This window comes from Mesorhizobium sp. Ca11 (assembly GCF_020165275.1).
Taxonomy (GTDB): Bacteria; Pseudomonadota; Alphaproteobacteria; order Rhizobiales; family Rhizobiaceae; genus Mesorhizobium.
In genome coordinates this window covers 12,124-38,021 of record NZ_JAIUHU010000004.1, presented here as the reverse complement: position 1 = coordinate 38,021, position 25,898 = coordinate 12,124, and the positions used below count along the sequence as shown (strand labels likewise).

General features: G+C 64.1%; 21 protein-coding genes. 10 read left to right on the top strand and 11 right to left on the bottom strand.

Features of this window, described 5'->3' with window-relative positions; translation table 11 throughout:
• Positions 1–137 precede the first annotated feature (137 nt).
• From LB538_RS08705 to LB538_RS08680, 6 genes are all read left to right on the top strand, one after another.
• The gene (locus tag LB538_RS08705) at positions 138–953 is read left to right on the top strand and encodes an ABC transporter ATP-binding protein (protein WP_318011852.1); all 816 of its coding nucleotides are present in this window, start codon (positions 138–140) and stop codon (positions 951–953) included.
• A gap of 57 nt (positions 954–1,010) precedes the next feature.
• Positions 1,011–1,808 carry a transporter substrate-binding domain-containing protein gene (locus LB538_RS08700; RefSeq protein ID WP_095769365.1) on the top strand — a complete coding sequence of 266 codons (798 nt, stop codon included), beginning with the start codon at positions 1,011–1,013 and terminating at the stop codon, positions 1,806–1,808.
• A 145-nt stretch (positions 1,809–1,953) separates the two neighbouring features.
• Positions 1,954–2,667, top strand: coding sequence for an ABC transporter permease (locus LB538_RS08695; RefSeq protein WP_411909005.1), 714 nt, complete (start codon positions 1,954–1,956; stop codon positions 2,665–2,667).
• On the top strand, positions 2,667–3,476 hold the full coding sequence (locus tag LB538_RS08690) for an ABC transporter permease (protein WP_224531536.1): 810 nt from the start codon (positions 2,667–2,669) through the stop codon (positions 3,474–3,476). The genes LB538_RS08695 and LB538_RS08690 overlap by 1 nt, the downstream gene beginning before the upstream one ends.
• An 88-nt stretch (positions 3,477–3,564) precedes the next feature.
• A complete protein-coding gene (locus LB538_RS08685) occupies positions 3,565–4,566 on the top strand; it encodes an Ldh family oxidoreductase (RefSeq protein WP_224531539.1) in 1,002 nt (333 codons plus the stop codon).
• A gap of 378 nt (positions 4,567–4,944) precedes the next feature.
• Positions 4,945–5,928 carry a complex I NDUFA9 subunit family protein gene (locus LB538_RS08680; protein WP_140844809.1) on the top strand — a complete coding sequence of 328 codons (984 nt, stop codon included), beginning with the start codon at positions 4,945–4,947 and terminating at the stop codon, positions 5,926–5,928.
• A gap of 9 nt (positions 5,929–5,937) precedes the next feature.
• Here LB538_RS08680 and LB538_RS08675 read toward each other — a convergent pair whose 3' ends face one another.
• On the bottom strand, positions 5,938–7,308 hold the full coding sequence (locus LB538_RS08675) for a cytochrome P450 (RefSeq protein ID WP_224531543.1): 1,371 nt from the start codon (positions 7,306–7,308) through the stop codon (positions 5,938–5,940).
• Between the two features lie 271 nt (positions 7,309–7,579).
• Between LB538_RS08675 and gyrB the strand changes: the two genes are divergently transcribed.
• Positions 7,580–10,051: a DNA topoisomerase (ATP-hydrolyzing) subunit B gene (gene gyrB, locus LB538_RS08670; protein WP_095769371.1), complete on the top strand. Its 2,472-nt coding sequence runs from the start codon at positions 7,580–7,582 to the stop codon at positions 10,049–10,051.
• Between the two features lie 73 nt (positions 10,052–10,124).
• Here the strand turns inward: gyrB and LB538_RS08665 are convergent, their stop codons facing one another.
• The 10 genes from LB538_RS08665 to LB538_RS08620 form a co-directional block, all read right to left on the bottom strand.
• Positions 10,125–11,522 carry an NAD(P)(+) transhydrogenase (Re/Si-specific) subunit beta gene (locus tag LB538_RS08665; RefSeq protein ID WP_095769372.1) on the bottom strand — a complete coding sequence of 466 codons (1,398 nt, stop codon included), beginning with the start codon at positions 11,520–11,522 and terminating at the stop codon, positions 10,125–10,127.
• Position 11,523: 1 nt separating this feature from the next.
• On the bottom strand, positions 11,524–11,943 hold the full coding sequence (locus tag LB538_RS08660; protein ID WP_224531546.1) for an NAD(P) transhydrogenase subunit alpha: 420 nt from the start codon (positions 11,941–11,943) through the stop codon (positions 11,524–11,526).
• Positions 11,943–13,220, bottom strand: a complete 1,278-nt coding sequence (locus LB538_RS08655) for a Re/Si-specific NAD(P)(+) transhydrogenase subunit alpha (RefSeq protein WP_224531548.1) — start codon at positions 13,218–13,220, stop codon at positions 11,943–11,945. Before LB538_RS08655 ends, LB538_RS08660 begins: the two co-directional genes overlap by 1 nt.
• An 85-nt stretch (positions 13,221–13,305) precedes the next feature.
• Positions 13,306–13,530 (bottom strand): aa3-type cytochrome c oxidase subunit IV, encoded by a 225-nt coding sequence (locus tag LB538_RS08650; RefSeq protein WP_095769375.1) that lies wholly within the window; start codon positions 13,528–13,530, stop codon positions 13,306–13,308.
• A gap of 149 nt (positions 13,531–13,679) precedes the next feature.
• A complete protein-coding gene (locus LB538_RS08645; protein ID WP_095806758.1) occupies positions 13,680–13,829 on the bottom strand; it encodes a DUF3096 domain-containing protein in 150 nt (49 codons plus the stop codon).
• Positions 13,830–13,977: 148 nt separating this feature from the next.
• Positions 13,978–14,670 carry an N-acyl amino acid synthase FeeM domain-containing protein gene (locus tag LB538_RS08640; protein ID WP_224531551.1) on the bottom strand — a complete coding sequence of 231 codons (693 nt, stop codon included), beginning with the start codon at positions 14,668–14,670 and terminating at the stop codon, positions 13,978–13,980.
• 367 nt (positions 14,671–15,037) lie between these two features.
• A complete protein-coding gene (locus LB538_RS08635; protein ID WP_095769378.1) occupies positions 15,038–17,353 on the bottom strand; it encodes a putative bifunctional diguanylate cyclase/phosphodiesterase in 2,316 nt (771 codons plus the stop codon).
• 148 nt (positions 17,354–17,501) lie between these two features.
• On the bottom strand, positions 17,502–20,975 hold the full coding sequence (locus LB538_RS08630) for an indolepyruvate ferredoxin oxidoreductase family protein (RefSeq protein ID WP_224531554.1): 3,474 nt from the start codon (positions 20,973–20,975) through the stop codon (positions 17,502–17,504).
• Positions 20,976–21,182: 207 nt separating this feature from the next.
• Positions 21,183–21,713: a hypothetical protein gene (locus LB538_RS08625; RefSeq protein WP_224531556.1), complete on the bottom strand. Its 531-nt coding sequence runs from the start codon at positions 21,711–21,713 to the stop codon at positions 21,183–21,185.
• A complete protein-coding gene (locus LB538_RS08620) occupies positions 21,706–22,314 on the bottom strand; it encodes a CGNR zinc finger domain-containing protein (RefSeq protein ID WP_095769381.1) in 609 nt (202 codons plus the stop codon). The genes LB538_RS08625 and LB538_RS08620 overlap by 8 nt, the downstream gene beginning before the upstream one ends.
• Before the next feature lie 93 nt (positions 22,315–22,407).
• On the opposite strand from LB538_RS08620, the gene LB538_RS08615 reads away from it, so the two are divergent.
• The 3 genes from LB538_RS08615 (at position 22,408) to LB538_RS08605 (ending at position 25,896) form a co-directional block, all read left to right on the top strand.
• Positions 22,408–23,313, top strand: a complete 906-nt coding sequence (locus LB538_RS08615; RefSeq protein ID WP_224531558.1) for a branched-chain amino acid ABC transporter permease — start codon at positions 22,408–22,410, stop codon at positions 23,311–23,313.
• A gap of 187 nt (positions 23,314–23,500) precedes the next feature.
• On the top strand, positions 23,501–24,106 hold the full coding sequence (locus LB538_RS08610; RefSeq protein ID WP_224531562.1) for a TRAP transporter small permease subunit: 606 nt from the start codon (positions 23,501–23,503) through the stop codon (positions 24,104–24,106).
• Positions 24,106–25,896, top strand: coding sequence for a TRAP transporter large permease subunit (locus LB538_RS08605; protein ID WP_224531607.1), 1,791 nt, complete (start codon positions 24,106–24,108; stop codon positions 25,894–25,896). Before LB538_RS08610 ends, LB538_RS08605 begins: the two co-directional genes overlap by 1 nt.
• The last annotated feature ends 2 nt before the right edge of the window (positions 25,897–25,898 follow it).

The window sequence follows — 25,898 nt, the reverse complement described above, 5'->3', positions numbered from 1 at the left end:
CAAGTGCCGTAATGAGCGGGATTGACGGGCTCGCGCTGTCGGGTCCATGCTGAAGCCTGGAGCGGGTCAGTGCAGCGTATGTTGATTAGCCGGATAGACGTTCGACGACCTGCCGTCGGCCAGATAGAGGTCACCCGGTGAGCGCTGCAGCAGCTGCCGCAGTCCAATCCGGTGAGGCGCAGAACGGCGCCGCCGAAGCCATCCATGTCGAAAACCTGCACAAGAAATTCGGCCAGTTGCACGTGCTGAAGGGGGTTTCGCTGTCGGCGCGCGACGGCGAGGTGGTCGCCATCATCGGCGGCTCCGGTTCCGGCAAGTCGACGCTCTTACGCTGCATTAACTGCCTGGAGAACCCCACAAGCGGCATCATCCGGGTCAATGGCGAGGAGATCAAGCTCAAGGCCGACAGCCATGGACACACCGTTCCGGCCGACCGCAGGCAGATCGAGCGCATTCGCTCGAGGCTCGGCATGGTGTTCCAGAATTTCAACCTGTGGAGCCACATGACGCTGATCGAGAATGTCATCGAAGTTCCGGTGCATGTGCTTGGCGTCAAGCGCGGCGAAGCGATCGCCCAGGCTGAGAAGCTGCTCGCCCGCGTCGGGCTGGCGGAGAAGCGCGACGTCTATCCGGCTTTCCTGTCCGGCGGCCAGCAGCAGCGGGCCGCGATCGCCCGCGCGCTGGCGATCAATCCGCGCGTCATGCTGTTCGACGAACCGACTTCCGCGCTTGATCCCGAGCTGGTCGGCGAGGTGCTGAAAGTCATCGGCGACCTGGCGCGCGAGGGGCGCACCATGGTGCTGGTGACGCATGAAATGAAGTTCGCCCGCGAGGTCGCGACGCATGTCGTCTACCTCTACAACGGGCTGGTCGAGGAAGAAGGTCCGCCGGAACAGCTGTTCGGCGCGCCCAAATCCGAAAGGCTCAAGCAATTCCTCCGCAATGTCGGCTAGGTGCCGGCATCAAGCGGAGCGAAAAACCGGGAACAACAACAAACTGGGAGTCCTGACATGAAGACTGTTCTCAAGACATTTGCCGCCGCGCTGCTTCTCGGCGTCGCGGCGATGGGCGGAGTGGCCAAGGCCGAGCAGGTCAAGATCGGCGTCGCCGCCGAACCCTACCCGCCCTTCACCTCGCCCGACGCCAGCGGCAAATGGGTGGGCTGGGAGATCGACTTCGTCAACGCCGTCTGCGCCGAAGAGAAACTTGACTGCGTGATCACACCGGTGGCCTGGGACGGCATCATCCCGGCTCTGACGACCAAGAAGATCGACGCCATCGTCTCTTCCATGTCGATCACCGACGAACGCAAGAAGACGATCGACTTCTCGGACAAGTACTACAACACCCCGACCGCGATCATTGGGCCGAAGGACCAGAAGTTCGGCGCCACGCCGGACGATCTCAAGGGCAAGGTGATCGGCGTCCAGGTCTCGACCGTGCATGCCGTGTACGCGAAGAAGCATTTCACCGGCGCGCAGGAAATCAAGGAATACCAGACCCAGGATGAAGCTAACCAGGATCTGGCCGCTGGCCGAATCGACGCGGTGCAGGCCGACTCGATCGCGCTCGGCGAATTCCTGAAGTCGGACCAGGGCAAGGCCTGCTGCGACCTGAAGGGCATGGTGGCGCCCGACGACGAAGTGCTTGGCCCGGGTGTCGGCGCCGGTATCCGCAAGGAAGACACTGCGCTCAAGGAAAAGTTCAACGCCGGCATCAAGGCAATCCGCGCCAACGGCAAGTATGACGAGATCTCGAAGAAATATTTCGATTTCGACATCTATGGCGGCGCCACGCAGTCGAACTGAGCCCTCTCGAAATGAGTGAGGGCATGGCGTCCGCGCCATGCCCGATCTTGCCACGCGTGCCCGCCGCTGACCTGACCGTCGGCGGCTCGCCAGCAATCCGGGGACGAAGCTGATCGACGCCTTTCTTCCGGCCTCCGCGGCCGGCATCATCGAACTCCTGTCGCCCGTGGCGCCCGGCTGGGGCGGCACGCTGCTGGTCGGCCTGCTGCATTCGATCGAGATCGCTATAGGCGCGACGTGCCTCGGCCTCATGATCGGCACCGCGGGCGCGTTCGGCAAGCTCTATGGCGGCCCGGTGACGCGCGATCTGCTCGCGGTCTACACGACTGTCGTGCGCGCCGTGCCGGAACTGGTGCTGATCCTGCTGCTTTATTACGCCGGCACCGACCTCATCAACCAGGTGCTGACTGCGATCGGCTACAGCCGTGTCGACATCAGCGGGCTCGCGGCCGGCATTTTCGTGCTGGGTTTCGTCCAGGGCGCCTATTCGACCGAAGTCATCCGCGGAGCCATCCTCGCCATCCCGCAAGGCCAGATCGAGGCCGCCCGCGCCTACGGCATGTCGCCGGGCCTGATGCTGCGACGCATCACTGTGCCGGCCATGCTGCCCTTCGCCCTCCCCGGCCTGGCGAATCTGTGGCTCATCGCCACCAAGGACACCGCGCTGCTTGCCGTCGTCGGCTTCTTCGAACTGACGCTGGCGACGCGCCAGGCGGCCGGCGTGACCAAGGCCTACCTGCTTTTCTACCTTGCGGCCGGCGCGCTCTATCTCGCGCTCTCGCTGTTCTCCAACCTGATCATCGGCCGCGTCGAGGCCTGGTCGCGGCGCGGCATGCCCTCCGTCAGGGAGGCGCGCTGATGTCCGCCGAAGCCTCCGCGATCCACATGGCGGCGCGCGCCTCGATCTGGCTCAAGCCGCACCGCATCGTGCTGATCCTGATCGGGCTGGCGCTGGTTCTGTGCGCCGCCGTCTTCATGCGCTGGGACTGGCTGCCGCAATATTGGGAAATGGGCCTGATAGGCATCTGGCGGACGCTTTGGATCCTCGCCGTCACCTGCGCGCTGGGCTTTGCGCTGGCCGTGCCGCTCGGGCTCGCCCAGGCAGGCGGACCGATCTGGTTCTCGGCACCGGCGAAGGTCTTCTGCACCATCATCCGGGGAACGCCGCTGCTCCTGCAGCTCTGGCTGCTCTATTACGGCCTCGGCTCGATCTTTCCGCAATATCCATGGATCCGCGAATCGTGGCTTTGGCCGTATCTCAGGCAGGCCTGGCCCTATGGCGTGGTGGCGCTGACCTTCTCCTTCGCCGGCTACGAGGGTGAAGTGATGCGCGGCGCATTCGCCGGCGTGCCGCGCGGACAGTTGGAGGCCGCCCGCGCGTTCGGCATGAGCCGCTGGAAAATCTTCCGGCGCATCTGGCTGCCGCAGGCCTTCTACCGTGCGCTGCCGACGCTGACCGGCGAGACCGTGCTGCAGTTGAAATCGACCCCGCTGGTGGCGACGATCAGCGTCATCGATATCTTCGCCGTCTCCTCCAAGGTGCGCCAGGACACCTATCTGACCTACGAGCCTTTGCTGCTGCTGGCGCTGATCTATATGACGATCACCGGTATCCTGGTCTTCGTCTTCAGCCGGATCGAGGCACGGATTCCGGTCAAGATCGGATAGCGAATAGAGAGTAGCGAATAGCGAGTAGTTTCTTTATTTCCCCCTACTCGCTATTCCCTATTCGCTACTCGCTGCAGGGGCAACACTGATGCAACTCACCCTCGCCCAGGCAACAGGCCTATGCCGGATGGCGGCGCTCGGCGCCGGCGCCAATGAAGAGGCGGCGCAATCGCTGACGGCCTCGATCATCGCCGCGGAGGCCGAAGGCCTGTCGACGGTGGGGCTGTCGCATTTCATCGACTATCTGGAAGCGCTCGAAGCCGGCCGCATCGACGGCAACGCCGATCCGGCGATCACGCGGCCGGCGCTCGCCGTCTATCTTTCGGATGCGCGCGGCGGACTTGCCCATATCGGCTTCGACCGCACAATCGACGACCTGGTCAAGGCGGCAAAACTGTTCGGCGTCTCGATCTTCTCGCAGAAGAACGCCTACACATGCGGCGCGCTCGGCTATTTCACCGGTCGGCTGGCCGACCAGGGGCTGGTTTCCTTCGCCGCCACCAACGGACCGGCGGTGCTTGCCGGCTCGGGCTCGGTCAAGCCGGTCTATTGCACCAATCCGATGTCCTTTGCGTCGCCCGCCGCCGACGGGCCGCCGCTGATCATCGACCAGTCGTCGAGCGCGACCGCCTTCGTCAACATCCGCAAGGCGGCCGAGGACGGCAAGAAGATCCCCGAAGGCTGGGCGCTGGATGCCAGCGGCAACCCGACCACCGATCCGGCGGCGGCGATGAAGGGCGCCATGCTTGCCTTTGGCGGCCAGCGCGGCGCCAACATCGCTTTAATGGTCGAGGTGCTGGCCGCGGGCATTTCCGGCGCCAACTGGTCGCTCGACGCGCCCTGGTTCACCGATGGGGCGGAGAGCCCCGGCACCGGCCTTTTCGTTCTGGCCATCGAGCCAAAGCTGCTCGACCCGAATTTCGAGCGGCGCATGAAGGACCAGCTCGAGCGGTTGCGGCGGCGCTATGGCGTGCACATCCCCGGTCGCTCGCGCGCTGACGCCGCCGAGAAGGCAAAGGCGCGCGGCATCACCACGTCGAGGGCAGTGGTGCAGCGCATTTCGGAATTCGCCGAGCGTTATTCGGCCTGATTTTTCCCTCCGCGATTGAACCTTTTTAGACGCTGCACGACCCATGTCCGGCACCCCACGCCGCGAGCCGCCCGATTGGCTTCGTCCGGCTCGCGGCTGGCGGCGCCACGCCGGGCGTTCAGGGCGGGGCGGGCGTGCTTGCTTCACGCCACCTTGATGCCGTCTCAGGTCAGGCCGTCTCGTTGGACTCTGCTTCGGTGTGGACACTGCCCGGAAAACCCCGCTTCGGCGGGGTTTTCTGTTCTCCCAAATGCGGCGGGGCAGGCATTCCTGGCAAGTTCAAAAACAAGCCGACGGCGACTTCCGGTCGCTCTTTGCCTTTGGCGAGAAACGGATTAAGAAACGGCTTCAGCCAAGCATTTGCGCGCGGAGGCAGTCATGACCGAAATCCTGCAGACCCCCAAGCTCGTCGTCGTCTTCGGCGGCTCGGGCTTCGTCGGTCGCCACGTCGTGCGAGCGCTGGCCAAGCGCGGCTACCGCATCCGGGTCGCCTGCCGGCGGCCCGACCTTGCCGGCCATGTGCAGCCGCTCGGCAATGTCGGCCAGATTCAGCCCGTGCAGGCCAATGTGCGCGTGCGCTGGTCGGTCGACCGCGCCGTGCAAGGCGCCGACCATGTCGTCAACCTGGTCGCCATCCTGCATGAGACCGGCCGCCAGAAATTTGGCGCCGTGCACGAGTTCGGCGCGCGCGCCGTCGCCGAGGCCGCACGCTCGGTCGGCGCCGGCCTCACCCAGATCTCGGCGCTCGGCGCCGATCTCAATTCGCCGTCCAACTACGCCCGCACCAAGGCGCTGGGCGAAAGGGCAGTATTCGAGACGATTCAGGATGCCGTCATATTCCGGCCGTCGATCAATTTCGGACCGGAGGACCGCTTCTTCAACCGCTTCGCCGGCATGGCGCGCCTGTCGCCCGTCCTGCCGCTGATCGGCGGCGGGCAGAATAAGCTGCAGCCGGTCTATGTCGGAGACGTCGCAGAAGCGATCGCGCGCTCGGTCGACGGCAAGGTCAAGGGCGGCCAGATCTACGAGCTCGGCGGCCCGCAGGTGCTGACCTTCAAGGAATGCATGGAAGAGCTGCTCGCGGTCATCGACCGCCGGCGGTTGCTGGTGCCGGTACCGTGGTGGGTGGCGAACATCCAGGCGTCGATCCTGCAGCTGTTACCCAATCCGCTCCTGACCAAGGACCAGGTGCTGCAGCTGCGCGAGCACAATGTCGTCTCGGACGAAGCCGCCAAGGCCGCCAGGACGCTTGCCGGCCTCGGCATCCAGCCGCAGGCGATCGCCACCATCCTGCCCAGCTATCTCTGGCGCTTCCGCGCCGCCGGCCAGTTCCAGCAGCGCCGGCCGATCGCCGATCGGTAACCAGCCGCTTCAAGCCCGGCGGGAGACCTGCATCGGCAGGCCGCCCTGCGGCTGCGTGGTGAGTTTCTGCACCGGCCAAGGTCGGGTCTGCGATGTCGCGTCGAAGCGGAAGCGCGACAACAGGATCGCCAGAGCGATGATCGCTTCCTGCATGGCGAAGCTTGCACCGATGCAGACGCGCGGCCCGGCGCCGAAGGGCAGGTACTGGAAGCGGTCGATCCTGTCGCGGTTTTCGGGATGGAAACGCTCCGGCAGGAAGGCGTTCGGCCTGTCCCAGAGCTTGCGGTGGCGATGCACCACCCAGGGCATCACTAGCACGGCGGCGTATTTCGGAATGTATAAGCCGTTCCAGGTCTCCGGTTCGATCGGCTCGCGGTTGATCGAGGGCGCAGGCGGATAGAGCCTGAGCGCCTCCTCGAAAGCGGCGCGGGTGAGCGGCATGGCATCCAGCCACCTGGTCGGATCGGGTTCGCGCGCCAGCACGGCGTCGATCTCCTGCTCGATCTTGTCGCGTTCCCAGGGCGCCCCGGCGAGGCAATAGATCGTCCAGCCCAGCGCCCGCGCGGTCGTCTCATGGCCGGCGCCGATGAAGGTGATGATGTTGTCCTCGACTTCGGCGCGGGTCAGCCCGTCCGGCCCCTCGGCGCGCAGCAGAAGCGTGAGGAAATCCTGCGGCACGCCGTCGGGATCACGCTTCAACCGCCCCTCGCGCATCTTCACTGTGTTGGCCACGATATTGCGGAAATAGGCCATGGTCTTGCGGCCGCGGATGCGGGTTAGCCGCGGCAGCCATTCCGGCGCGCGCAACAGGTCGAGCGGATCGACGCGGCCCATCGTTTCGAACAGCCGGTCGATCTCCTTGGCGAAGCTGCCGGGCTCGCCGGCGATCTCGCCGGAGAACAGCGTCTCGGCCAGAATGTCATAGGTGAGCAGCGTCATGTCATGCGCGACATCGGTCATGCCGCCGGCCTCGTAGCGGGTGACGAAATCCAGCGTGCGCTTCAGCATCGGCCCGGCGAAGCCGAAGATGTGGCGCGGTGTGAACACCGGCGCCATCGCCTTGCGCGAGCGCCTCCAGACCTCGCCTTCGGCGGTCAACAGCCCGTCGCGCAGGATCGGCCGCAGGATCAGCTGGCGCACAGTCGCCATCTTGTAATTCCTGGCGTTATCGATCAGCACATGGCGGATGAGGCCGGGATCATTGGCGATGACCAGAGGGCCGCCGATGCCGGTCACCGAGATCCAGGGCTCGTTGTAAGTATGCTCGCCCCACAATTCGAGCGGATTGCGGTAGACGATGCGCATCATCTCCAGCGTCGAAGGCGGCATTGTGCGCGGCGTCGGCGCCGGCGGCACGAAAGGGGCGGGCTTGGTGTCCATGAAGCATGCTCCGCTGACAGCCGAATGTAGTGTCCGACGAAGCGGGCGTCCATCTGGCCGAGCAGGTCCGCGATCGTCACCAAATACGGCTCGCGTCAGCCGGCTTGCCGGTCCGTCGGCTGGGGTGAATGAAAGGCTTCTCGCCAAGCCGGCAAAATGGCCGCAAACCTTGGAAAACCAGCCGTTTGCGCCTATATCTAGGACATCAAAACGGCGCGATTCGGGGTGACTTTCCCGTGCCGGACCATCGACATCAATCAGACAGGTATTCATGAGCGACCAGACCGAAAGCGCCATTGGCGTGGAAGCCGAGTACGGCGCCGATTCCATCAAGGTTTTGAAGGGGTTGGATGCCGTTCGCAAGCGTCCAGGCATGTATATCGGCGATACCGATGACGGCTCGGGCCTGCATCACATGGTCTATGAGGTGGTGGACAACGCCATCGACGAGGCGCTGGCGGGCCACGCCGACCTCGTCTCGGTGACGCTCAACCCCGACGGTTCCGTCACCGTGATCGACAATGGCCGCGGCATTCCGACCGACATCCACTCCTCAGAGGGTGTTTCGGCGGCGGAAGTGATCATGACGCAGCTGCATGCCGGCGGCAAATTCGACCAGAACTCCTACAAGGTTTCCGGCGGTCTGCACGGCGTCGGCGTCTCGGTGGTCAACGCGCTTTCCGCATGGCTCAAGCTCAAGATCCGCCGCAACGGCGAAATCTTCGAGATGAGCTTCACGCATGGCAATGCCGACGCGCCGTTGAAGGTGACGGGCACATATGAGCAGAACAAACAGCCCGGCACCTATGAGGGCCGCAGCGGCAGCGAGATCACCTTCTTCCCGTCGGCCGAGACCTTCACCATGGTCGAATTCGACTATGGCACGCTGGAGCACCGGCTGCGCGAGCTCGCCTTCCTCAATTCCGGCGTGCGCATCGTGCTGACCGACGCGCGTCATGCCGACCTGGTACGCCACGAGCTGCATTATGACGGCGGCCTGGAAGAGTTCGTCAAATATCTCGACCGGGTGAAGAAGCCGCTGATCGAAACGCCGATCGCCATTCGCGCCGAGCGCGACGGCATCACCGTGGAAGTCGCGATGTGGTGGAACGACAGCTATCACGAGAACGTGCTGGCTTTCACCAACAACATCCCGCAGCGCGACGGCGGCACGCATCTGGCGGGCTTCCGCGCGGCGCTGACCAGGCAGATCACCGGCTATGGCGAATCGTCCGGCCAGACCAAGAAGGAAAAGGTCTCGCTGACCGGCGACGACTGCCGCGAAGGCCTGACCGCCGTTCTATCGGTCAAGGTGCCGGACCCGAAATTCTCCTCGCAGACCAAGGACAAGCTGGTTTCGTCCGAGGTCCGCCCGGTGGTGGAAAGCCTGGTCAACGAGGCGCTGGGCACCTGGCTGGAAGAGCATCCGAGCGAAGGCAGGGTGGTGGTCGAGAAGGTGATCCAGGCGGCGGCCGCGCGCGAGGCCGCGCGCAAGGCGCGCGACATCACCCGCAAGAGCTCGCTCGGCGTCACCTCGCTGCCCGGCAAGCTCGCCGACTGCCAGGAGCGCGATCCGGCGAAGTCGGAAATCTTCATCGTCGAGGGCGACTCGGCCGGCGGCTCGGCCAAGGGCGGACGCTCGCGCCAGAACCAGGCGATCCTGCCGCTGCGCGGCAAGATCCTCAATGTCGAACGGGCGCGCTTCGACCGCATGCTCTCTTCGGACATGATCGGCACGCTGATCACCGCGCTCGGCACCTCGATCGGCAAGGACGAGTTCAACGCCGACAAGCTGCGCTACCACAAGATCATCCTGATGACGGACGCCGACGTCGACGGCGCCCACATCCGCACGCTGTTGCTCACCTTCTTCTTCCGGCAGATGCCGGAGCTGATCGAGCGCGGCCATCTCTACATCGCCCAGCCGCCGCTCTACAAAGTGACGCGGGGCAAGAGCTCGCAATATCTCAAGGACGAAAGCGCCTATGAGGAATATCTGATCGGGTCCGGACTGGATGAGGCCTCGCTAGTGCTGGCCTCCGGCGAGGTACGGACAGGACAGGACCTGCGCGCCTCGGTCGACGACGCGCTTTCGGTGCGCCAGCTAATCAACGGGCTGCATACGCGCTATAACCGCAGCGTCGTCGAGCAGGCGGCGATCGCCGGCGCGCTCAATCCCGACCTGCTTGCCGATCTGGGCCGCGCCAATGCCATGGCCGAGCGCGTCGCGAAGCGGCTTGACATGATCGCCGAGGAGACCGAGCGCGGCTGGACCGGCAGGCTGTCGACCTCCAATGACGGTTCGGGCGGTTATGTGTTCGAGCGCACCGTGCGCGGCGTGAAGGATGTGGTCCAGCTCGACGCCGGGTTGATCAATTCGGCCGATGCGCGCCAGCTCGACCGCTACGCAGCGCGCCTGGCGGAAGTCTATGGCGAGCAGCCTGCCTTGCGTCGGAAAGAGACCTCGGAACTCCTCTCGGGGCCGCTGGCGCTGCTCAACGCAGTGTTCGCTTCAGGCCGCAAGGGCCTCACAATGCAGCGCTATAAGGGCCTCGGCGAGATGAATGCCGAGCAGCTCTGGGAAACCACGCTGGACCCGAATGTGCGTTCGCTGCTGCAGGTCAAGGTCAACGACGCGACCGACGCCGACTCGCTGTTCTCGCGGCTGATGGGCGACGAGGTGGAACCACGCCGCGAATTCATCCAGGACAATGCGCTGTCGGTGGCCAATCTGGATATCTGAGCGCGCCTTTACAGATTCAAAAAGAAAGGCCCGACAGCTGTCGGGCCTTTCTTTTTGATGCCTGCCATGACGCTCAGTGATCCATCGCCTTGACGATTTCCTCGGTCATCTTCTTGGCGTCGCCGAGCAGCATCATGGTGCCGTCCTTGTAGAACAGCGTGTTGTCGATGCCGGCATAGCCGGAACCGAGCGAACGCTTGACGAAGAGGCAGGTGCGGGCCTTGTCGACGTCGAGGATCGGCATGCCGTAGATCGGCGAGGACTTGTCGTCGCGCGCAGACGGGTTGGTGACGTCATTGGCGCCGATGACATAGGCGACGTCGGCCTGCGCGAATTCCGAGTTGATGTCCTCCAGCTCGAACACCTCGTCATAAGGCACGTTGGCCTCGGCCAGAAGCACGTTCATGTGGCCGGGCATGCGTCCGGCGACCGGGTGGATGGCGTATTTCACCTCGACGCCGTTGGCCTTGAGCTTGTCGGCCATTTCGCGCAGCGCATGCTGCGCCTGGGCGACCGCCATGCCATAGCCGGGCACGATGATGACCTTCTGCGCGTTCATCATCAGGTAAGCCGCGTCGTCGGCCGAGCCCTGCTTGACGGTGCGCTCGATGCCGTCGCTGGCCACCGCGGCCGTCTCGCCGCCGAAGCCGCCGAGGATGACCGAGATGAAGCTCCGGTTCATGCCCTTGCACATGATGTAGGACAGGATCGCGCCGGAGGAGCCGACCAGCGCGCCGGTGATGATCAGCGCCAGATTGCCGAGGGTGAACCCGAGTGCCGCCGCCGCCCAGCCGGAATAGGAGTTCAGCATCGACACCACGACCGGCATATCGGCGCCGCCGATCGGGATGATCAAAAGCACGCCGAGCACCAGCGAGGCGGCGACGATCAGCCAGAAGACGAGCTTGGACTCGGTGGTCACGAGCAGCACGATCAGCACCACCAGCGCGATACCGAGCGCGATGTTGATGAGGTGGCGGCCGCCGATCATGATCGGCTTGCCGGACATGCGTCCGTCGAGCTTCAGGAAGGCGATGACCGAGCCGGTGAAGGTGATGGCGCCGATGGCGACGCCCAGGCTCATTTCGACCAGCGCCTGGGCGTGGATGTCGCCCGCCGTGCCGATGCCGAAACTTTCCGGCGCGTAGATGGCGGCAGCCGCCACCATCACGGCGGCGAAGCCGACGAGGCTGTGGAAGGCGGCGACCAGCTGCGGCATCGAGGTCATGGCGATGCGGCGCGCGGTGACGGCGCCGATGCCGCCGCCGATGGCGAGACCGAGCACGATCAGGCCGAAGCGGCCGGCCGAAGGCAGCGCCAGCGCCAGCGTTGTGGCGATGGCGATGCCCATGCCGATCATGCCGTAAAGATTGCCCTGGCGGCTGGTGGTCGGGTGCGACAGGCCGCGCAGCGCCAGGATGAACAGGATGCCGGAGACAAGATAGAGGAAGGAAGCGAAGTTGGCGTTCACGTCACTTTTCCTTCTTCTTGTACATGGCGAGCATGCGCTGGGTGACGAGGAAGCCGCCGAAGATGTTGACCGAGACCAGCACCAGCGCGACGAAGCCGAAGCCCGCGGCCAAGCCTGAAGCGGCGATGCCGACGGCGAGCAGCGCGCCGACGACGATGACCGAGGAGATGGCGTTGGTGACGGCCATCAGCGGCGTGTGCAACGCCGGCGTCACCGACCAGACGACATAATAGCCGACGAAGATCGCCAGCACGAAGATGGCGAAACGGAAGACGAAGGGATCGATGGCGCCGCCCGAAAGCGCATGCGCGGCGTTGCCGACAGCCTCGCCGGCCGGTGCATTGGCGAGATCCTGCACCGCAAGACGGACGGCGGCGGTCGCCTGATCGAGCTGGTCGAGGGCTTTCTGCAGCTGTTCCATCACGCGGTCCCTTTCGACTTAGACGAGGGCGACTTGGCAGCGGCAGGATTCCTTGCCGCTGTCTTCTTCGGAGCAGGATTGGAGGCGTCGGCGACCATGGTCTTAGCAGGAACGGCGGCCGGTTCGACGCGCGGCTCTTGCGCCGCCTTGGCGAAATTCGGGTGCACGACTTGGCCAGCGTCAGTCAACATGGTGGCCTTGACCAACTCGTCATCGCGCCTGATCGAAAGCTGTTTCGCCGTCTTGTCGACCATCGTCTCGAGGAAGGCGTAGAGGTTCTTGGCGTAGAGCAGCGAGGCGGAAGCAGCAACACGACCGGGCACGTTGAGATGCCCGACGACCTTGACGCCGTTCTCCGTCGTCACGACTTTGCCGGGTACTGCGCCCTCGACATTGCCGCCGCGCTCCACCGCCAGGTCGACGATCACCGAGCCCGGCTTCATCGAGGCGACCATGGCAGCCGAGATGAGCTTCGGCGCCGGACGGCCAGGGATCAGCGCGGTGGTGATGACGATGTCCTGCTTAGCGATGTGCTCGGCAGTCAGCGCCGCCTGCTTGGCTTGGTATTCCTTCGACATTTCCTTGGCGTAGCCGCCGGCCGTCTCGGCCGCCTTGAACTCCTCGTCCTCGACCGCCAGGAATTTGGCGCCGAGCGATTGCACCTGCTCCTTCACCGCCGGACGCACGTCTGTAGCGGTGACGATGGCGCCCAGCCGACGCGCGGTTGCGATGGCCTGCAGGCCGGCAACGCCGACGCCCATAACGAAGGTCTTGGCGGCCGGCACGGTGCCTGCCGCCGTCATCATCATCGGCAGCGCGCGGTCATATTCGGCGGCCGCGTCGATCACCGCCTGGTAGCCGGCGAGATTGGCCTGCGAGGAAAGCACATCCATCGACTGGGCGCGGGTGATGCGCGGCATGAATTCCATCGAAAAGGCGGTGATGCCGGCCTTGGCCATCGCGGCGACAGCGGCATCGTTGCCGTAAGGATCCATGATGGCGATGACGGCGGCGCCCGGCTTGTAGCCCTTGAGCTCGCCATCCGTCGGCCGGCGCACTTTCAGCACCACATCAGCCTTTTTGGCGTCGGCCGCCGTTCCGATCGCGCCGCCGGCAGCAGTGAAATCCTGGTCGGGAATGCGTGAGCCGAGGCCGGCGCCCTTCTCGACGATCACGTCGAAGCCGAGACCCGCCAGGCGCTTGACCGTCTCCGGCGAGGCCGCGACGCGCGGCTCGTTCGGGTCAATCTCGCGAGGGATGAATACTGTTTGTCCCACCGGATGATCCTTTCGGCTGGAACCTTGACTGCGCAAGGCGTCGGCCGGACGTCCGGCGACGTCGAGGGCAATGGGCTTGGGAAGTCTACCGCAGAATGAGAGTGCCGACGGCCATGATCAGGATGAACAGGATGGTCGCCGAGAAGAAGCCGCCGACGAAGAAACCGAAGGCCATTGCAATAAGGACGGCGGCACAGAACAGCGAGCCGTATTTGGCAAGACCGAGGAAGCCTTTGTAGGTACGGTCGTGCTCGGCATAGTCCATCTGCGCGCCCAGCTCGACAGGACCGGTCGGCGTGTGATCAGCCATGGAAGTACCCCTTCGAAAATGCCTTCGAGGCACATAGCGAAAAGCCGAACCAAGAGCAATGGCGCTATTGCCGCACAGTCCGCGACAACAGCCTCAAACGAAAGTTGAAATCGAATGCCGCGCGATGTCGACGCGGCCGGCGCGGGATTTCAGGCCGCGAGGTGGGGGAAAAGGCCGAGCAGGCCGACAACGATCAGGTAAAGCGCGACGATGTAGTTGAGGAGCCGAGGCATCACCAGGATCAGCACGCCGGCGATCAGCGAGATCAGCGGCGTCAGCGCGAGCGAGTGGATGGTCATGCGGGATCCTTTCTATGACAGGCGCGATCGCCCGGGCAGACCGGGCTGCGGAGCTTGTATTGACGCAATTCCGAACGGAAAACCGCTCACACTTTTCCTGGAATTGCTCTGACAACGTCGCCGCCGGCGAAAGGTTCATGGCCTGCATTCAGGCCGCGGCGCGGTAATATTTCGCCGTCGGCAGAATGGTGAGGGGCGTCAGCCGGTTGATGGCCGGATTGCCGAACATCATCCGCTGCTCCATCGGCGTCGATCTGAAGAACGGCAATCGTTTGAGCGTCAGGCGCATGTTTTCGCCGGCCGGGATTTCGAACAGTGCGAGCGGGGGAAGAACGCCCGGAAATACTCTAGCCTCTGTCCTCTGCACGGCCTGAAAGTAACGAACGTAAAAAGCGGAATGCTCCATCTTGACCGGCGTCAGCACCGAGTCCTGGCCAAAATAACAGGAGGCGACCATGGCAATCCTGAGTGTCAGGAAAGGTATCACTCCGGGCGACGGTGCGCTGGCAGGATCGGCTGCGAACCGGGTTCCATCGATGAAGGTTTCTCCGCGCGCAAGCCGCTCCCTCAATATTTCCGGATAGGCATCGACGGAGGGCGAGAACGGGCACTCGCTGGTAATATAATGGAAACGCAGTGTGCTGACCAATTGGCCATAGCAATAGACACCGAACCGGTAGGCGTTGGGCAGATTATCCCAGCGATCCTCGAACATACCGCTCGCGATCGGACCACACATACCTGAGCGCCGATAGGAATTGTAGCGGAGCCGGTATATCGCCTCCTGATCTTCACCCCCGGTGATGAGACGATATTCGACATGATCCAGCAGTTGCATCATGGATCGGTTGAGCGCCGAGTCGATTCTAGCGCTGGCGTCGACCGACGCGCTCTTTCTAGCAACAACCATAGTCTGTCCTCGAATTCCGCTTATAAATAAGCTATTCGAGTTGAAATGAGACACAAGCTGAAAATTCGATATCGCTGGTTTACCGGTTGTTAACCTTAACGGCCGTGAATCGTTCGGCGATCTCATGTGAAAAATGCAGGATCGTGCAGCCGGGTTGTCTGATCCGAACTGGCGGCGATCACCGCGGTGATTCTGAAATCAGGTGCTGCGCGCACCAGGACGTGGCGGATTTAGACAGCGCCCGAGCTGTCATCCTCTCATTGGGTGAACATTCGATCTTTTTTGAACGCAATAGCGTTCAGCTGGCTGTCCGTTTGCCGGCGATATACAGATCCGCTGCAAACGGCCACGTGACACTCGACATCGTCTCGATGCCCGACGCGCTGAGCGCGGCGCCGAAGAGGAAGCCCTGCACGAAGTCCGGCTTGACCAGATGGACCAGCGTCTTCAGCTGCTCGAAGGTTTCGACCCCTTCGATGGTGACAGAAAGACCCAGCGTCCGGGACAGGCCGACGATGCCCTTCAGAAGATCGAGCGACTGCCGGTTCTGGTTCAAATCGATCAGGAAGGAGCGATCGATCTTGATCTTGTCGAGCGGCAGCTTGTGCAAATAGCTGAGGCTGGAATAGCCGGTGCCGAAATCGTCGAGCGCAATGCGGACGCCAAGCGTCTTCATCTCTTCGATCAGCTCGCGCGTCAGCGATTTGTCGTCGAGCAAGGCGGTCTCGGTGACCTCGATTTCGAGCCTGTGCGGCGCAAGGCCTGACGCCGCCAGCGCGTCACGAACCTTCTGCACGACATCGCGGTTGCGGAAATCCTTGGCCGAAAGGTTGACCGATACGCTGGTCTGCGTCGGCCATTTGGCGCATTCGGCGCAGGCCGCCTGCAACACGAAAGTACTGATGTCGGCAATGATGCCCATCTCCTCGGCGAGCGGGATGAAGACGCTGGGCGAGATCGGGCCGAGATCGGGATGGTCCCAGCGGCAGAGCGCCTCGCAACTGGCGATGCGCATGGTGCTGATGGCCACGATCGGCTGGTAGACGACGCGCAACTCCCTGGCCTGCACGGCATTGCGCAGGTCGGCCTTCATCAGCTGGCGACTGCGGAACGCAGCATCCATTGATGCCTCGAACAGCCGCCAGCTGTTCTTGCCGAGCTCCTTGGCCTTGTAGAGGGCAAGGTCGGCCTTGACGATCATGGCGTCGACATCGGTGTCTTCGACCCTGGACAACACGGCGCCGCCGCTGGCCTGGATGCGTAGGCTGTGACCGGCGACATCCACCTCCCCCTGCAGGTTGACGAAGATCTCGTCGAGCAAATCGTTGAGATGGCTCTCGTCCTCGATGCGGTCGAAGAAGACCATGAATTCGTCGCCGCCGAAACGGCTGACATTGATGCCTGGCCCGGCGACCGCAGCCAGCCGCTCGGCCAAGGCATAGATCAGCCCATCGCCGACCGGATGGCCGAGTGTGTCGTTGACGCTCTTGAAATCGTCGAGGTCGAGCACGGCGAGGCCGCAGAGCCGGTCGCGGTCGCCGGACGCCATGGCTTCGCCGACCAGTTCGTTGAAATAGGCGCGGTTCGGCAGCCCCGTCAAATTGTCGTAGCGCGCCATGAAGCGGATCTTTTCCTCCGCCTCGACGCGGGCCGTCACGTCCTCGAAGGTGATGACGCCCAATTCCTGACTGCCTTCGCGCGCGGAAAATTCATAGTGCTGGCCATTGGCAAGCGAAACCAGCACCTTGCGGTCGCGGCCTTCGCGCAAGGCGCGCGTCAGCTGCGCCTCGATGTAGCGGCAGTCCTTTGGCGCCAGCATGCCGCCGGCAACGCCGCGCATCAGCAGGCTGTGGATCGAGCGCCCGAGCAGCGCCTCGGACGATTTCAGCGACATCAGATGGGCAGCCTCGGCATTGGCGACCGCGACGCGGCCGTCCGGGCCTAGCATGACCAGGCCGTGCGACATGGTGTTGAGCGCGCGGTCGAACCGGCGCGTCAGGTTCCTCGCCTGCTTGTGGCCGATGACCGCGGAGAAGAGCACGTTGCGGACATGGTCAGCGCTGCTGATCGTGACGAACGTCAGTGGGATGATCATCAAGCCGAGGACGACAGAAGCCATATCCATACGCAGGATGAGCGCAAGAGCCGCCGGCCCGACGAGGGTCAATGAAAAAATCTGGACCATGCGCATGGACCCGTAACTTCGCCCGACAACCGTTACCAGGGTCGTCAACGACAACGACACCGACGCCAGTTCACCAAACTGGTCAGGACGCAGGTAGATCGACACGAAGCAGAATGACCCCAGTGCGAGGCCCTGCGCGCTGCCTTTGATAATGTAGTTGCGCTCTATCGCTTCTGCCTCTGCGACACTTGCTATGGTGCCGCCCGCTCTATGGAAGCCTTGGATGCTGAAGTACCGCCAGAGGCTGGCCGATAGCAGAACGAAAGCCAAGGCCAGATAAAGCAGATCCTGCGTGCGCAGGTAGACCATGAAACCGACAATCCAGTAGCATACGCCGCCGATCGCCACCATGCCGGCGTTGTCGAACAATGCCCGCACGAACTGGATATAGACGTCCGCCGGGATGCTCTCGGTCTTCGCTCTGCCCATACACTCGGCCCAACACTACGCCTTGTCATGCCACACCCCGCCTTAAGAAAGGCTTAGAACGGCGCGCGGCGACGGTTGCAGAGGGTTGCTATAAGCAGGACGGATAAGGATTCGGGATTTTGGCGCGGCGTCCAACGCGCCGGCGCGATCATTCCGCCGCCCGAAGCGAAGGCTCCGCGGGGGCTTGCTTCAAACGCTCGATCAAACGCGAGCGCTCGCCCGCCGCCTTGTCGGCGCTGGCCTGCCGGACATGGCCGTAGCCGCGGATAAGCGCCGGCACGGAGGCCAGGGCCGTCGCGGCTTCCATCCTGCCCGGCGCCAGCGCGCCGGCGATCAGCTCGAGATCGGCTTCGTATGCCCTCAGCGACTGCCGCTCGATGCGCCGCTCGGCCGTGTAGCCGAAAAGGTCGAAGGCGGTTCCACGCAGGCCCTTCATCGCCGCCAGCAGCCGAAAGCCCTTCATCATCCACGGGCCGAAGCTCGATTTGCGGGGCTTGCCGTCATTGCCGCGCCGCCCGAGAATCGGCGGCGCGAGATGGAACTCGAGCTTCTCGAAGCTCTGGAACTGCTTGGCAAGGTCTGCGGCGAAAGTGCCGTCGGTATAAAGCCGCGCCACTTCATACTCGTCCTTGATCGCCATCAGCTTGAAGAGGTTCCTGGCGACGGCCTCGGTCACCGCGGTCGAGCCGGGCACGGCCTTGGCTTCGGCGGCGCGCAACGTCGCCACGCGGTCGGCGTAACGCCTGGCATAGGCTGCGTTCTGATAGGCGGTAAGGAAGGCGACACGGCGGGCGATGACATCGTCCAGCGTCTCCGCCGGTCGGGAAGCCGGCTTGCCCGTCTGGCTGACCAGGCCGCGCACGAAATCGGGCTGATGCGCGGCGCGGCGGCCCCAGCGGAAGGCCGCGATGTTCATCGGCACAGCCTCGCCGTTCAATGCTATCGCCTTTTCAACGGCTTCGGCGGAAAGCGGCAGTCCGCCATGCTGGAAGGCGAAGCCGAGCATGAACATGTTGGCGCCCAGCGAATTGCCGAACAAGGCCGTCGCCGTGCGGGTGGCGTCGAAGAAATGCGCCTTGTCGTCGCCGGCCGCCGCCCGGATCGCCTTCTTCAGCCGCTCGACCGGCAGCGAGAAGTCGGCGGACCGGGTGAATTCGCCGGGCATGATCTCGGCGGTGTTGGCGAGGAAGATCGTGTGGCCCTCGCGCACCGCGCCCAGCACCTTCTTGGCCCCGGAGACGACGAGATCGCAGCCGAGCACAAGGTCGGCCTTGCCGGCCGAAACGCGGATGGCATGGATGTCCTCGGGCGTCGGGGCGATGCGGACATGGGTGAAGACCGAGCCGCCCTTCTGGGCGAGGCCGGCCATGTCGATCATGCCGCAGCCCTTCCCTTCAAGATGCGCGGCCATGCCGAGCACCGCGCCGACGGTGACAACGCCGGTGCCGCCGACCCCGTCGATGATCCCCGCCCAGCCCTGGGTGCCCATGCGGAATTCAGCCGGCGCGGGCACGCCGTCGAGAGGCTCGGCCTTGCCGGCAATGCCCTCTGCCTTCCTGATCTTGCCGCCATGCACGGTGACGAAGGACGGGCAGAAGCCGTTGAGGCAGGAGAAGTCCTTGTTGCAGCTCGACTGGTCGATCCGGCGTTTGCGGCCGAATTCGGTCTCGACCGGCTGGATCGAGACGCAGTTCGACTGGACGCCGCAATCGCCGCAGCCTTCGCAGACCAGTTCGTTGATGAAGACGCGCTTGTCCGGATCGGGGAAGGTGCCGCGCTTGCGGCGCCGGCGTTTCTCGGCGGCGCAGGTCTGGTCGTAGATGAGAACGGAAACGCCTTTGAGCCCACGCAACTCGCGCTGGACGAGATCGAGGTCGTCACGGTGATGGATGCTGACGCCGGCCGGGAAATCGGCCTTGCCGGCATATTTGTCGGGCTCGTCGGTGACGACGGCGATGCGCTCGACGCCCTCGGCGCGCACTTGTCTGGCGATCATGTCGACGGTCAGGCCGCCCTCATGCGGCTGGCCTCCGGTCATGGCGACGGCGTCGTTGTAGAGTATCTTGTAAGTGATGTTGGCGCCGGAGGACAGCGCGAAGCGGATCGCCAGCACGCCGGAATGGTTATAGGTGCCGTCGCCGAGATTCTGGAAGATGTGGTCGCGCTTCGAGAACGGCGCCTGTCCGACCCATTGCGCGCCCTCGCCGCCCATGGCGGTGAAGCCGACCGTATTCCTGTCCATCCACAGCGCCATGAAATGGCAGCCGATGCCGGCGGCGGCGATCGAGCCGTCCGGAACCTTGGTTGACGAATTGTGCGGGCAGCCGGAGCAGAAGAAAGGCGTGCGCGAGCCGATATCGACAGTGTCTGCGAGCATCGCCTGGAACTGGCGCAGCTTCGCCAGCCGCGCGGCGATTTCTTCCGACGGGCCGATGGTGCGCAGAATCCGTTCGCCGAGCGCGATGGCGATCTCGTTCGGATCGAGCGCGCCCTTGGCCGGAAACAGCCAGTCGCCGCGCTCGTCCTTCTTGCCGACGATCACTGGCTGCGTGGCGGTGCCGTAGAGGTTCTCGCGCAGCTGAACCTCGATCAAAGAGCGCTTTTCCTCGACAACGACGATGGTGTCGAGGCCGCGCGCGAACTCGGCGATGTGCTGGAAGTCGAGCGGCCACGGGCAGCCGACCTTGAACAGGCGGATGCCGATGCGGTTGGCGGCCGCCTCGTCAATGCCGATATCCTCCAGCGCCTGGCGGACATCGAGATAGCTCTTGCCGATGGTGATGACGCCGAGCTTGGGATTGCGGCCGCCGGAATAGACAATGCGGTTGAGACTATTGGCCTGGATGAAGGCGGAGGCGGCGGCGCGCTTGTACTCGTGCAGCCGCTCTTCCTGGCCGAGCATGTCGATCTCGTGGCGGATGTTGAGGCCGCCCGGCGGCATGTCGAATTCGGGAATGACGATGCCCAGACGCTCGATCGAGGCGTCGACCGAGGCGGTCGATTCGATGTTGTCCTTGACGCATTTGATCGCCGCCCAGGTGCCGGCGAAGCGCGACATTGCAAAGCCGTAGAGGCCGTAGTCGATGATCTCCTGGACGCCTGCCGGGTTGAGGATCGGCACCATGGTGTCGACGAATAGGAATTCGGTGGCATGCGCATTCGTCGAGGATTCGGCCATGTGGTCGTCGCCCATCAGGGCAAGCACGCCGCCGTGCTTGGACGAGCCGGCAAGATTGGCGTGGCGGAAGACGTCTCCGGAACGGTCGACGCCCGGCCCCTTGCCGTACCAGACGGAAAAGACGCCGTCATGCGTGCCCTCGCCCAGCAACTCGGTCTGCTGAGAACCCCAGCAGGCGGTGGCGGCGAGTTCCTCGTTGAGGCCGGGCTGGAAGACGATGTCGGCAGCCGCAAGCTGCTTCTTGGCCCGCCACAGCTGCATGTCGAGGCCGCCCAAAGGCGAGCCGCGATAGCCGGAGACGAAGCCCGCTGTGTTGAGGCCCGCGCGGCGGTCGCGCTCGCGCTGCATCAGAAGCATGCGCACGACCGCCTGCGCGCCGGACAGGAAGACGCGCTCCTTGCCAAGGTCGAACTTGTCGTCGAGCGCGACGTCGTGCAGCGTCATCAGGTATTTCCTCTGCGGAGGCGGCTCAAATCAGGCAGCCAACGTCGGAGTGGGACGCCGCAGTCTTTCTTCCCTTGGCGGAGAGGTCAAACAAAATCGCAGAGGCCAAATAACACGCAACAAACGGTCTGGCGAGTGGCCGACGGCGCATGCAAGACCGCGCTAACCGCTTCCCGAGGAACAAAAATTTCGTGAGCGCTGGGCGTTTCAGGTCGCTTTCGAGCAATCCGGCTTCTGCGCATCGGGCAGCCTGCCGTCAGGATGGCCGGCAAGGTCCGGGTTGAGCTCGTAATTCGGGCCGATCACCAGCGGCCGGTCCGGCAGCATCGTCTGATCCTCCGACGAGGTCATGGTGGTGTCGATGCTTTGCAGCAATGTGCCGCTGGCATCCTGGATGCGGATCGAGACTTTGTAAGGCTTGTCCTTGACCACGCAGGAGAGCGGCGGGCTGGTGAGCGTGATATGGGGCAGCTTCGGCCAGATCTTCTGGTTGACGACGAGCGGATCACCGCCGGCCGGGTTCTGGAAGCTCACCACCGCGATCTGGCCGTCGACCATCGGCCGCAGCGGCTTCAGCGTGATGACATAGGTGGCGATGGCCAGCCGGTAATTGAACTCGAACAGCTTGCCGGAGATGGCGAAGAGTTGCTCCTTGCCGGTGTCGCGGCAGGCGCCAAGCGCGAATGCAGCGATCAAGGCGACGCCGACCAGAGCCGAACGCGACAATTTCCTAAGCATTGCTGACCTCCCTCGCCGCTGTGCGGCGGCGGTAATAGCGGTTTGCCTTCTGGCGGTTGCCGCAAACCGCCATGTCGCACCAGAGGCGACTGGCGTTGCGGCTGCGGTCGACGAACAGCCAGCTGCAATTGGGACAGATCCTCAGCCTCGCCACCGTTTCGTCGCGCAGAAGCGACAGCGCCGAGACGGCCAAAGCCGCCTCGAAGGCGATTGGCGTTTGCGGATCGCCGAAAGGCTGGCCCGGCACCCCGATCTCGGTCGCGCTGCCGGACAGCCCGCCGGCGCAGGCCGTGAGGAAGTCCGGCAAGTGGCTGGTCGCAATCGCGCCGTTCGATACGGCATGGCGAAACAGGCGGTCGGTCGCTTCGCGAATCGAGACGACGGCTGGCTTTATCTCGCCCGGCTCCGGCGCCTGCAGCCTTCGGCCGCCGAGCTCGGCCGCGCGAAAGCCGCTCGCCGCCTCGGCGAAGCGGGCGATCTCGGCCGGATCGTCAAAACGGTCAAAGGACTTTTGCGGATCGTTGCGCAGCACGACGGTGTTCGCCGTGTCGAGCGCAAGGATGCCGCCGGTGAAGCGGTGCGGGGTCCAGGAAACCGTCATGATAGAAATCTAACCGATAAAACGCATTTGACAAGTTAGATTCCGAGTGCAACGGTCCGGCGGGGTCGCGTCATACGACCTGTAGGATATCGCATGCTCTATTTCTTCCAGCAGGTGCTGAACGGGCTGCATTCGGGCGCTCTCTATGCGCTGCTCGCCTTCGGCTATGTGCTGACCAACGGCATCCTGCATCGCACCAACCTGGCTTACGGCGCGTTGTTCGCCTTCTGCGGCCAGACGATGATCCTGACCGCCGCCTTCGGCTATCAGGCGCTGTGGCTGACGCTGGCCGCCGCGGTAGTGCTCGGCGTCGCCGCCGCCGTGCTTTATGCCGCGCTGATCAGCCACGTCCTGTCGCGCAGCGTTTTCGAGAGGCTCGCCGACCGCTCGCCCAACGCCATCGTGGTGACGACGCTCGGCATTCTCATCTTCCTGTCGGAAGCGAGCCGCATCGCCGCCGACACGCATGACCTATGGCTGCCGCCGATGCTCGCCAACCCCGTCATCTTTGCCCAGGGTGACGGCTTCAAGGTGACGCTCACCGTCATCCAGTTGCTCGATTGCGCTTGTATCATCGCGGTGGTGGCGCTGGCGGCCTGGCTGTTCTCGCATTCGCATTTCGGCCGCGCCTGGCGCGCCGTCTCCGACGACCCGAAAGCGGCGGCGATGTGCGGCATCGACGTCACCGCCGTGTTCCGCCGCGCCGTGCTGTTCAGCGGCTTTTGCGCCGCCCTGGCCGGCGTGCTTGCCGGTCTCTATTATGGCAATGTCTCCTTCGGCACCGGGCTGGTCTACGGCCTCAAGATCCTGTTCGTGACGGCGGTCGGCGGTTATCTGTCGCCGCTCAAGGCGGCGCTTGGTGCCGCGGCCTTCGGTATGGCGGAATCGCTCTGGGCCGGCTATTTCCCGCTCGAATGGCGCGACGCCTGGATCTATCTCTTCCTCGTCGCCATGCTGGTGCTGATCGGCGCCGGGCGCGACCAGGCCAAGATCGCCTGAGCTCCCAGACTTTGGTTGCATGACGTGGCGTCAAGCGGCGGCATTCCGCCTCTGCGCGGCTTGCCGATCTGTTTGCCGTCGCTTTGTCATGTTGACCTGCCGTACCACGCACTGCATATCGTTGGGCCAAGCGGCGCGACACCGGAGGGGGAATCGGGCGCGCTGCCGGTACCAGGGAGGACTATGCATGGCAGGGCTGCTCGCTCTATCCAGGACGATCGACCGCATCAACGAGTTCATCGGCCGCTGGGTGTCGTGGCTGATCCTGCTCGCGATCCTGGTGAGCGCCGGCAACGCCGTCATCCGCAAGGTGTTCGACATCTCCTCCAATGCCTGGCTGGAGCTGCAGTGGTACCTTTTCGGGGCCGCCTTCATGCTGGCCGCCGCCTACACGCTGAAACAGAACGACCATATCCGCATCGACATCGTCTACGGCATGTTCTCGCGCCGTGTGCAGCACTGGATCGACCTCTTCGGCCATGTCTTTTTCCTGATGCCGTTCGTGGTGCTGATGGTGATCTATTTCGTGCCTTACGTGTCGCTTTCCTTCCGCAGCGGCGAGATGTCGACCAATGCCGGCGGCCTGATCGTGTGGCCGGCCAAGGCCATCCTGCTGGTCGGCTTCTTCCTGCTCGCGCTGCAAGGGATTTCCGAAATCATCAAGAAGATCGCCATCATGCGTGGCGACATGGACGATCCCACTCCTTTCATCCCGGCCCATGAGCAGGCCGAGCTCGAGGCCAAGGCGCTGGCCGAGGAAGCCAAGGCGCACGCGGGCGAGGTGCGCTCGTGATCGAATTCATTGCGCAGAACATGGCGCCGATCATGTTCGCCTCGCTGGTTGTCTTCCTGTTGATCGGCTACCCCGTAGCCTTCTCGCTCGCCGCGAACGGGCTGATGTTCTTCTTCATCGGTGTCGTGCTGTCGCCCTATTCCGGCGGGTCGATCAACCTTGCCTGGCCGTTGCTGCATGCGCTTCCCGACAATTTCTACGGCACCAGGGTGATGTCCAACGACACGCTCTTGGCGATACCGTTCTTCACCTTCATGGGTATCGTGCTGGAGCGCTCCGGCATGGCCGAGGATCTGCTCGACACGATCGGGCAGCTGTTCGGGCCGATCCGCGGCGGGCTTGCCTATGCGGTGATCTTCGTCGGTGCGCTGCTTGCCGCAACGACCGGCGTGGTGGCCGCTTCGGTCATCGCCATGGGCCTGATCTCGCTGCCGATCATGTTGCGCTACGGCTACGACCGGCGCGTGGCCTCGGGCGTCATCGCGGCCTCCGGCACGCTGGCGCAGATCATTCCGCCGTCGCTGGTGCTGATCGTGCTGGCCGACCAGCTGGGACGCTCGGTCGGCGACATGTATGCCGGCGCGTTGATCCCCGGCCTCGTGCTCACCGGCATCTACATGCTCTACATCCTGATCATGTCGATCGTCCGGCCGAACTCGATGCCGGCGCTGCCGCTCGAGGCGCGTACGCTCGGCCACGGCGTGATATCTCTGCTGGTGGCAGTTGTGGTGACGGGCGCGATTTCATACGCGGCCTATCGCTACCTTGCGCCGACCCACGGCGACAATGCCGACATCCTCGGCTTCGCCGTCGGCGTCATCGTCATTTATGTCGTCGCCATCCTCGATCAGCGGCTCCGTATCAACATGATGTCGAAGCTGGCGCAGCAGGTGGTGATCGTGCTGATCCCGCCGCTGGCGCTGATCTTCTTGGTTCTGGGCACCATCTTCCTCGGCATCGCCACGCCGACGGAAGGCGGCGCCATGGGCGCCGTCGGCGCGCTCATCATGGCGGCAATGAAGGGCCGCCTGACGATGGACGTCATCAACCAGGCGCTGGCCTCGACGACCCGGCTTTCCGCCTTCGTGCTGTTCATCCTGATCGGCGCGCGCGTCTTTTCGCTGACCTTCTATGGCGTCAACGGCCATATCTGGGTCGAGCACCTGCTGACCTCGCTGCCCGGCGGCGAGACCGGCTTCCTGATCGGCGTCAACATTCTGGTCTTCGTGCTTGCCTTCTTCCTCGATTTCTTCGAGCTCGCCTTCATCATCGTGCCGCTGCTGGCGCCGGCGGCGGACAAGCTCGGCATCGACCTGATCTGGTTCGGCGTGCTGCTCGGCGTCAACATGCAGACCAGCTTCATGCACCCGCCCTTCGGCTTCGCGCTGTTCTACCTGCGCTCGGTCGCGGCCCGCGTGCCCTACCTCGACAGGATCACCGGCAAGCAGATCGCGCCGATCACAACCGGGCAGATCTATTGGGGTGCCGTGCCGTTCGTCCTGATCCAGGTGATCATGATCGGGCTGACCATCGCCTTCCCGCAGATGGTCATGCGCTACAAGGGCGCCGCGGTGGAGCCCAGCACCATCGACCTCAGGCTGCCCGACATGCCTTCGCTGTCGCCGCTCGGAACGCCCCCGGCGAACAACAATGGAGCTGCGCCATCCAATGGCGGCGCGCCGGCGGCACCCGGCACGCCCGACCTGTCGCAGCCGCCGAGCTTCGGCGATGCGCCGGCCAAGCCGGCGGCGCCAGCGCCCGATCTCTCGCAGCCGCCCAAATTCAATTGAGG

Excerpts from the sequence above, each read along its gene's own strand:
- LB538_RS08640 (WP_224531551.1), bottom strand. The coding sequence starts at position 14,670 with ATGATGCAACTGCTGGATCATGTCGAATATCGTCTCATCACCGGGGGT.
- LB538_RS08625 (WP_224531556.1), bottom strand. The coding sequence starts at position 21,713 with ATGCTTAGGAAATTGTCGCGTTCGGCTCTGGTCGGCGTCGCCTTGATC.
- LB538_RS08675 (WP_224531543.1), bottom strand. The coding sequence starts at position 7,308 with ATGGACACCAAGCCCGCCCCTTTCGTGCCGCCGGCGCCGACGCCGCGC.
- LB538_RS08680 (WP_140844809.1), top strand. The coding sequence starts at position 4,945 with ATGACCGAAATCCTGCAGACCCCCAAGCTCGTCGTCGTCTTCGGCGGC.
- gyrB (WP_095769371.1), top strand. The coding sequence starts at position 7,580 with ATGAGCGACCAGACCGAAAGCGCCATTGGCGTGGAAGCCGAGTACGGC.
- LB538_RS08615 (WP_224531558.1), top strand. The coding sequence starts at position 22,408 with ATGCTCTATTTCTTCCAGCAGGTGCTGAACGGGCTGCATTCGGGCGCT.
- LB538_RS08660 (WP_224531546.1), bottom strand. The coding sequence starts at position 11,943 with ATGGAACAGCTGCAGAAAGCCCTCGACCAGCTCGATCAGGCGACCGCC.
- LB538_RS08635 (WP_095769378.1), bottom strand. The coding sequence starts at position 17,353 with ATGGGCAGAGCGAAGACCGAGAGCATCCCGGCGGACGTCTATATCCAG.
- LB538_RS08690 (WP_224531536.1), top strand. The coding sequence starts at position 2,667 with ATGTCCGCCGAAGCCTCCGCGATCCACATGGCGGCGCGCGCCTCGATC.
- LB538_RS08700 (WP_095769365.1), top strand. The coding sequence starts at position 1,011 with ATGAAGACTGTTCTCAAGACATTTGCCGCCGCGCTGCTTCTCGGCGTC.
- LB538_RS08620 (WP_095769381.1), bottom strand. The coding sequence starts at position 22,314 with ATGACGGTTTCCTGGACCCCGCACCGCTTCACCGGCGGCATCCTTGCG.
- LB538_RS08650 (WP_095769375.1), bottom strand. The coding sequence starts at position 13,530 with ATGGCTGATCACACGCCGACCGGTCCTGTCGAGCTGGGCGCGCAGATG.
- LB538_RS08685 (WP_224531539.1), top strand. The coding sequence starts at position 3,565 with ATGCAACTCACCCTCGCCCAGGCAACAGGCCTATGCCGGATGGCGGCG.
- LB538_RS08630 (WP_224531554.1), bottom strand. The coding sequence starts at position 20,975 with ATGACGCTGCACGACGTCGCGCTCGACGACAAGTTCGACCTTGGCAAG.
- LB538_RS08610 (WP_224531562.1), top strand. The coding sequence starts at position 23,501 with ATGGCAGGGCTGCTCGCTCTATCCAGGACGATCGACCGCATCAACGAG.
- LB538_RS08645 (WP_095806758.1), bottom strand. The coding sequence starts at position 13,829 with ATGACCATCCACTCGCTCGCGCTGACGCCGCTGATCTCGCTGATCGCC.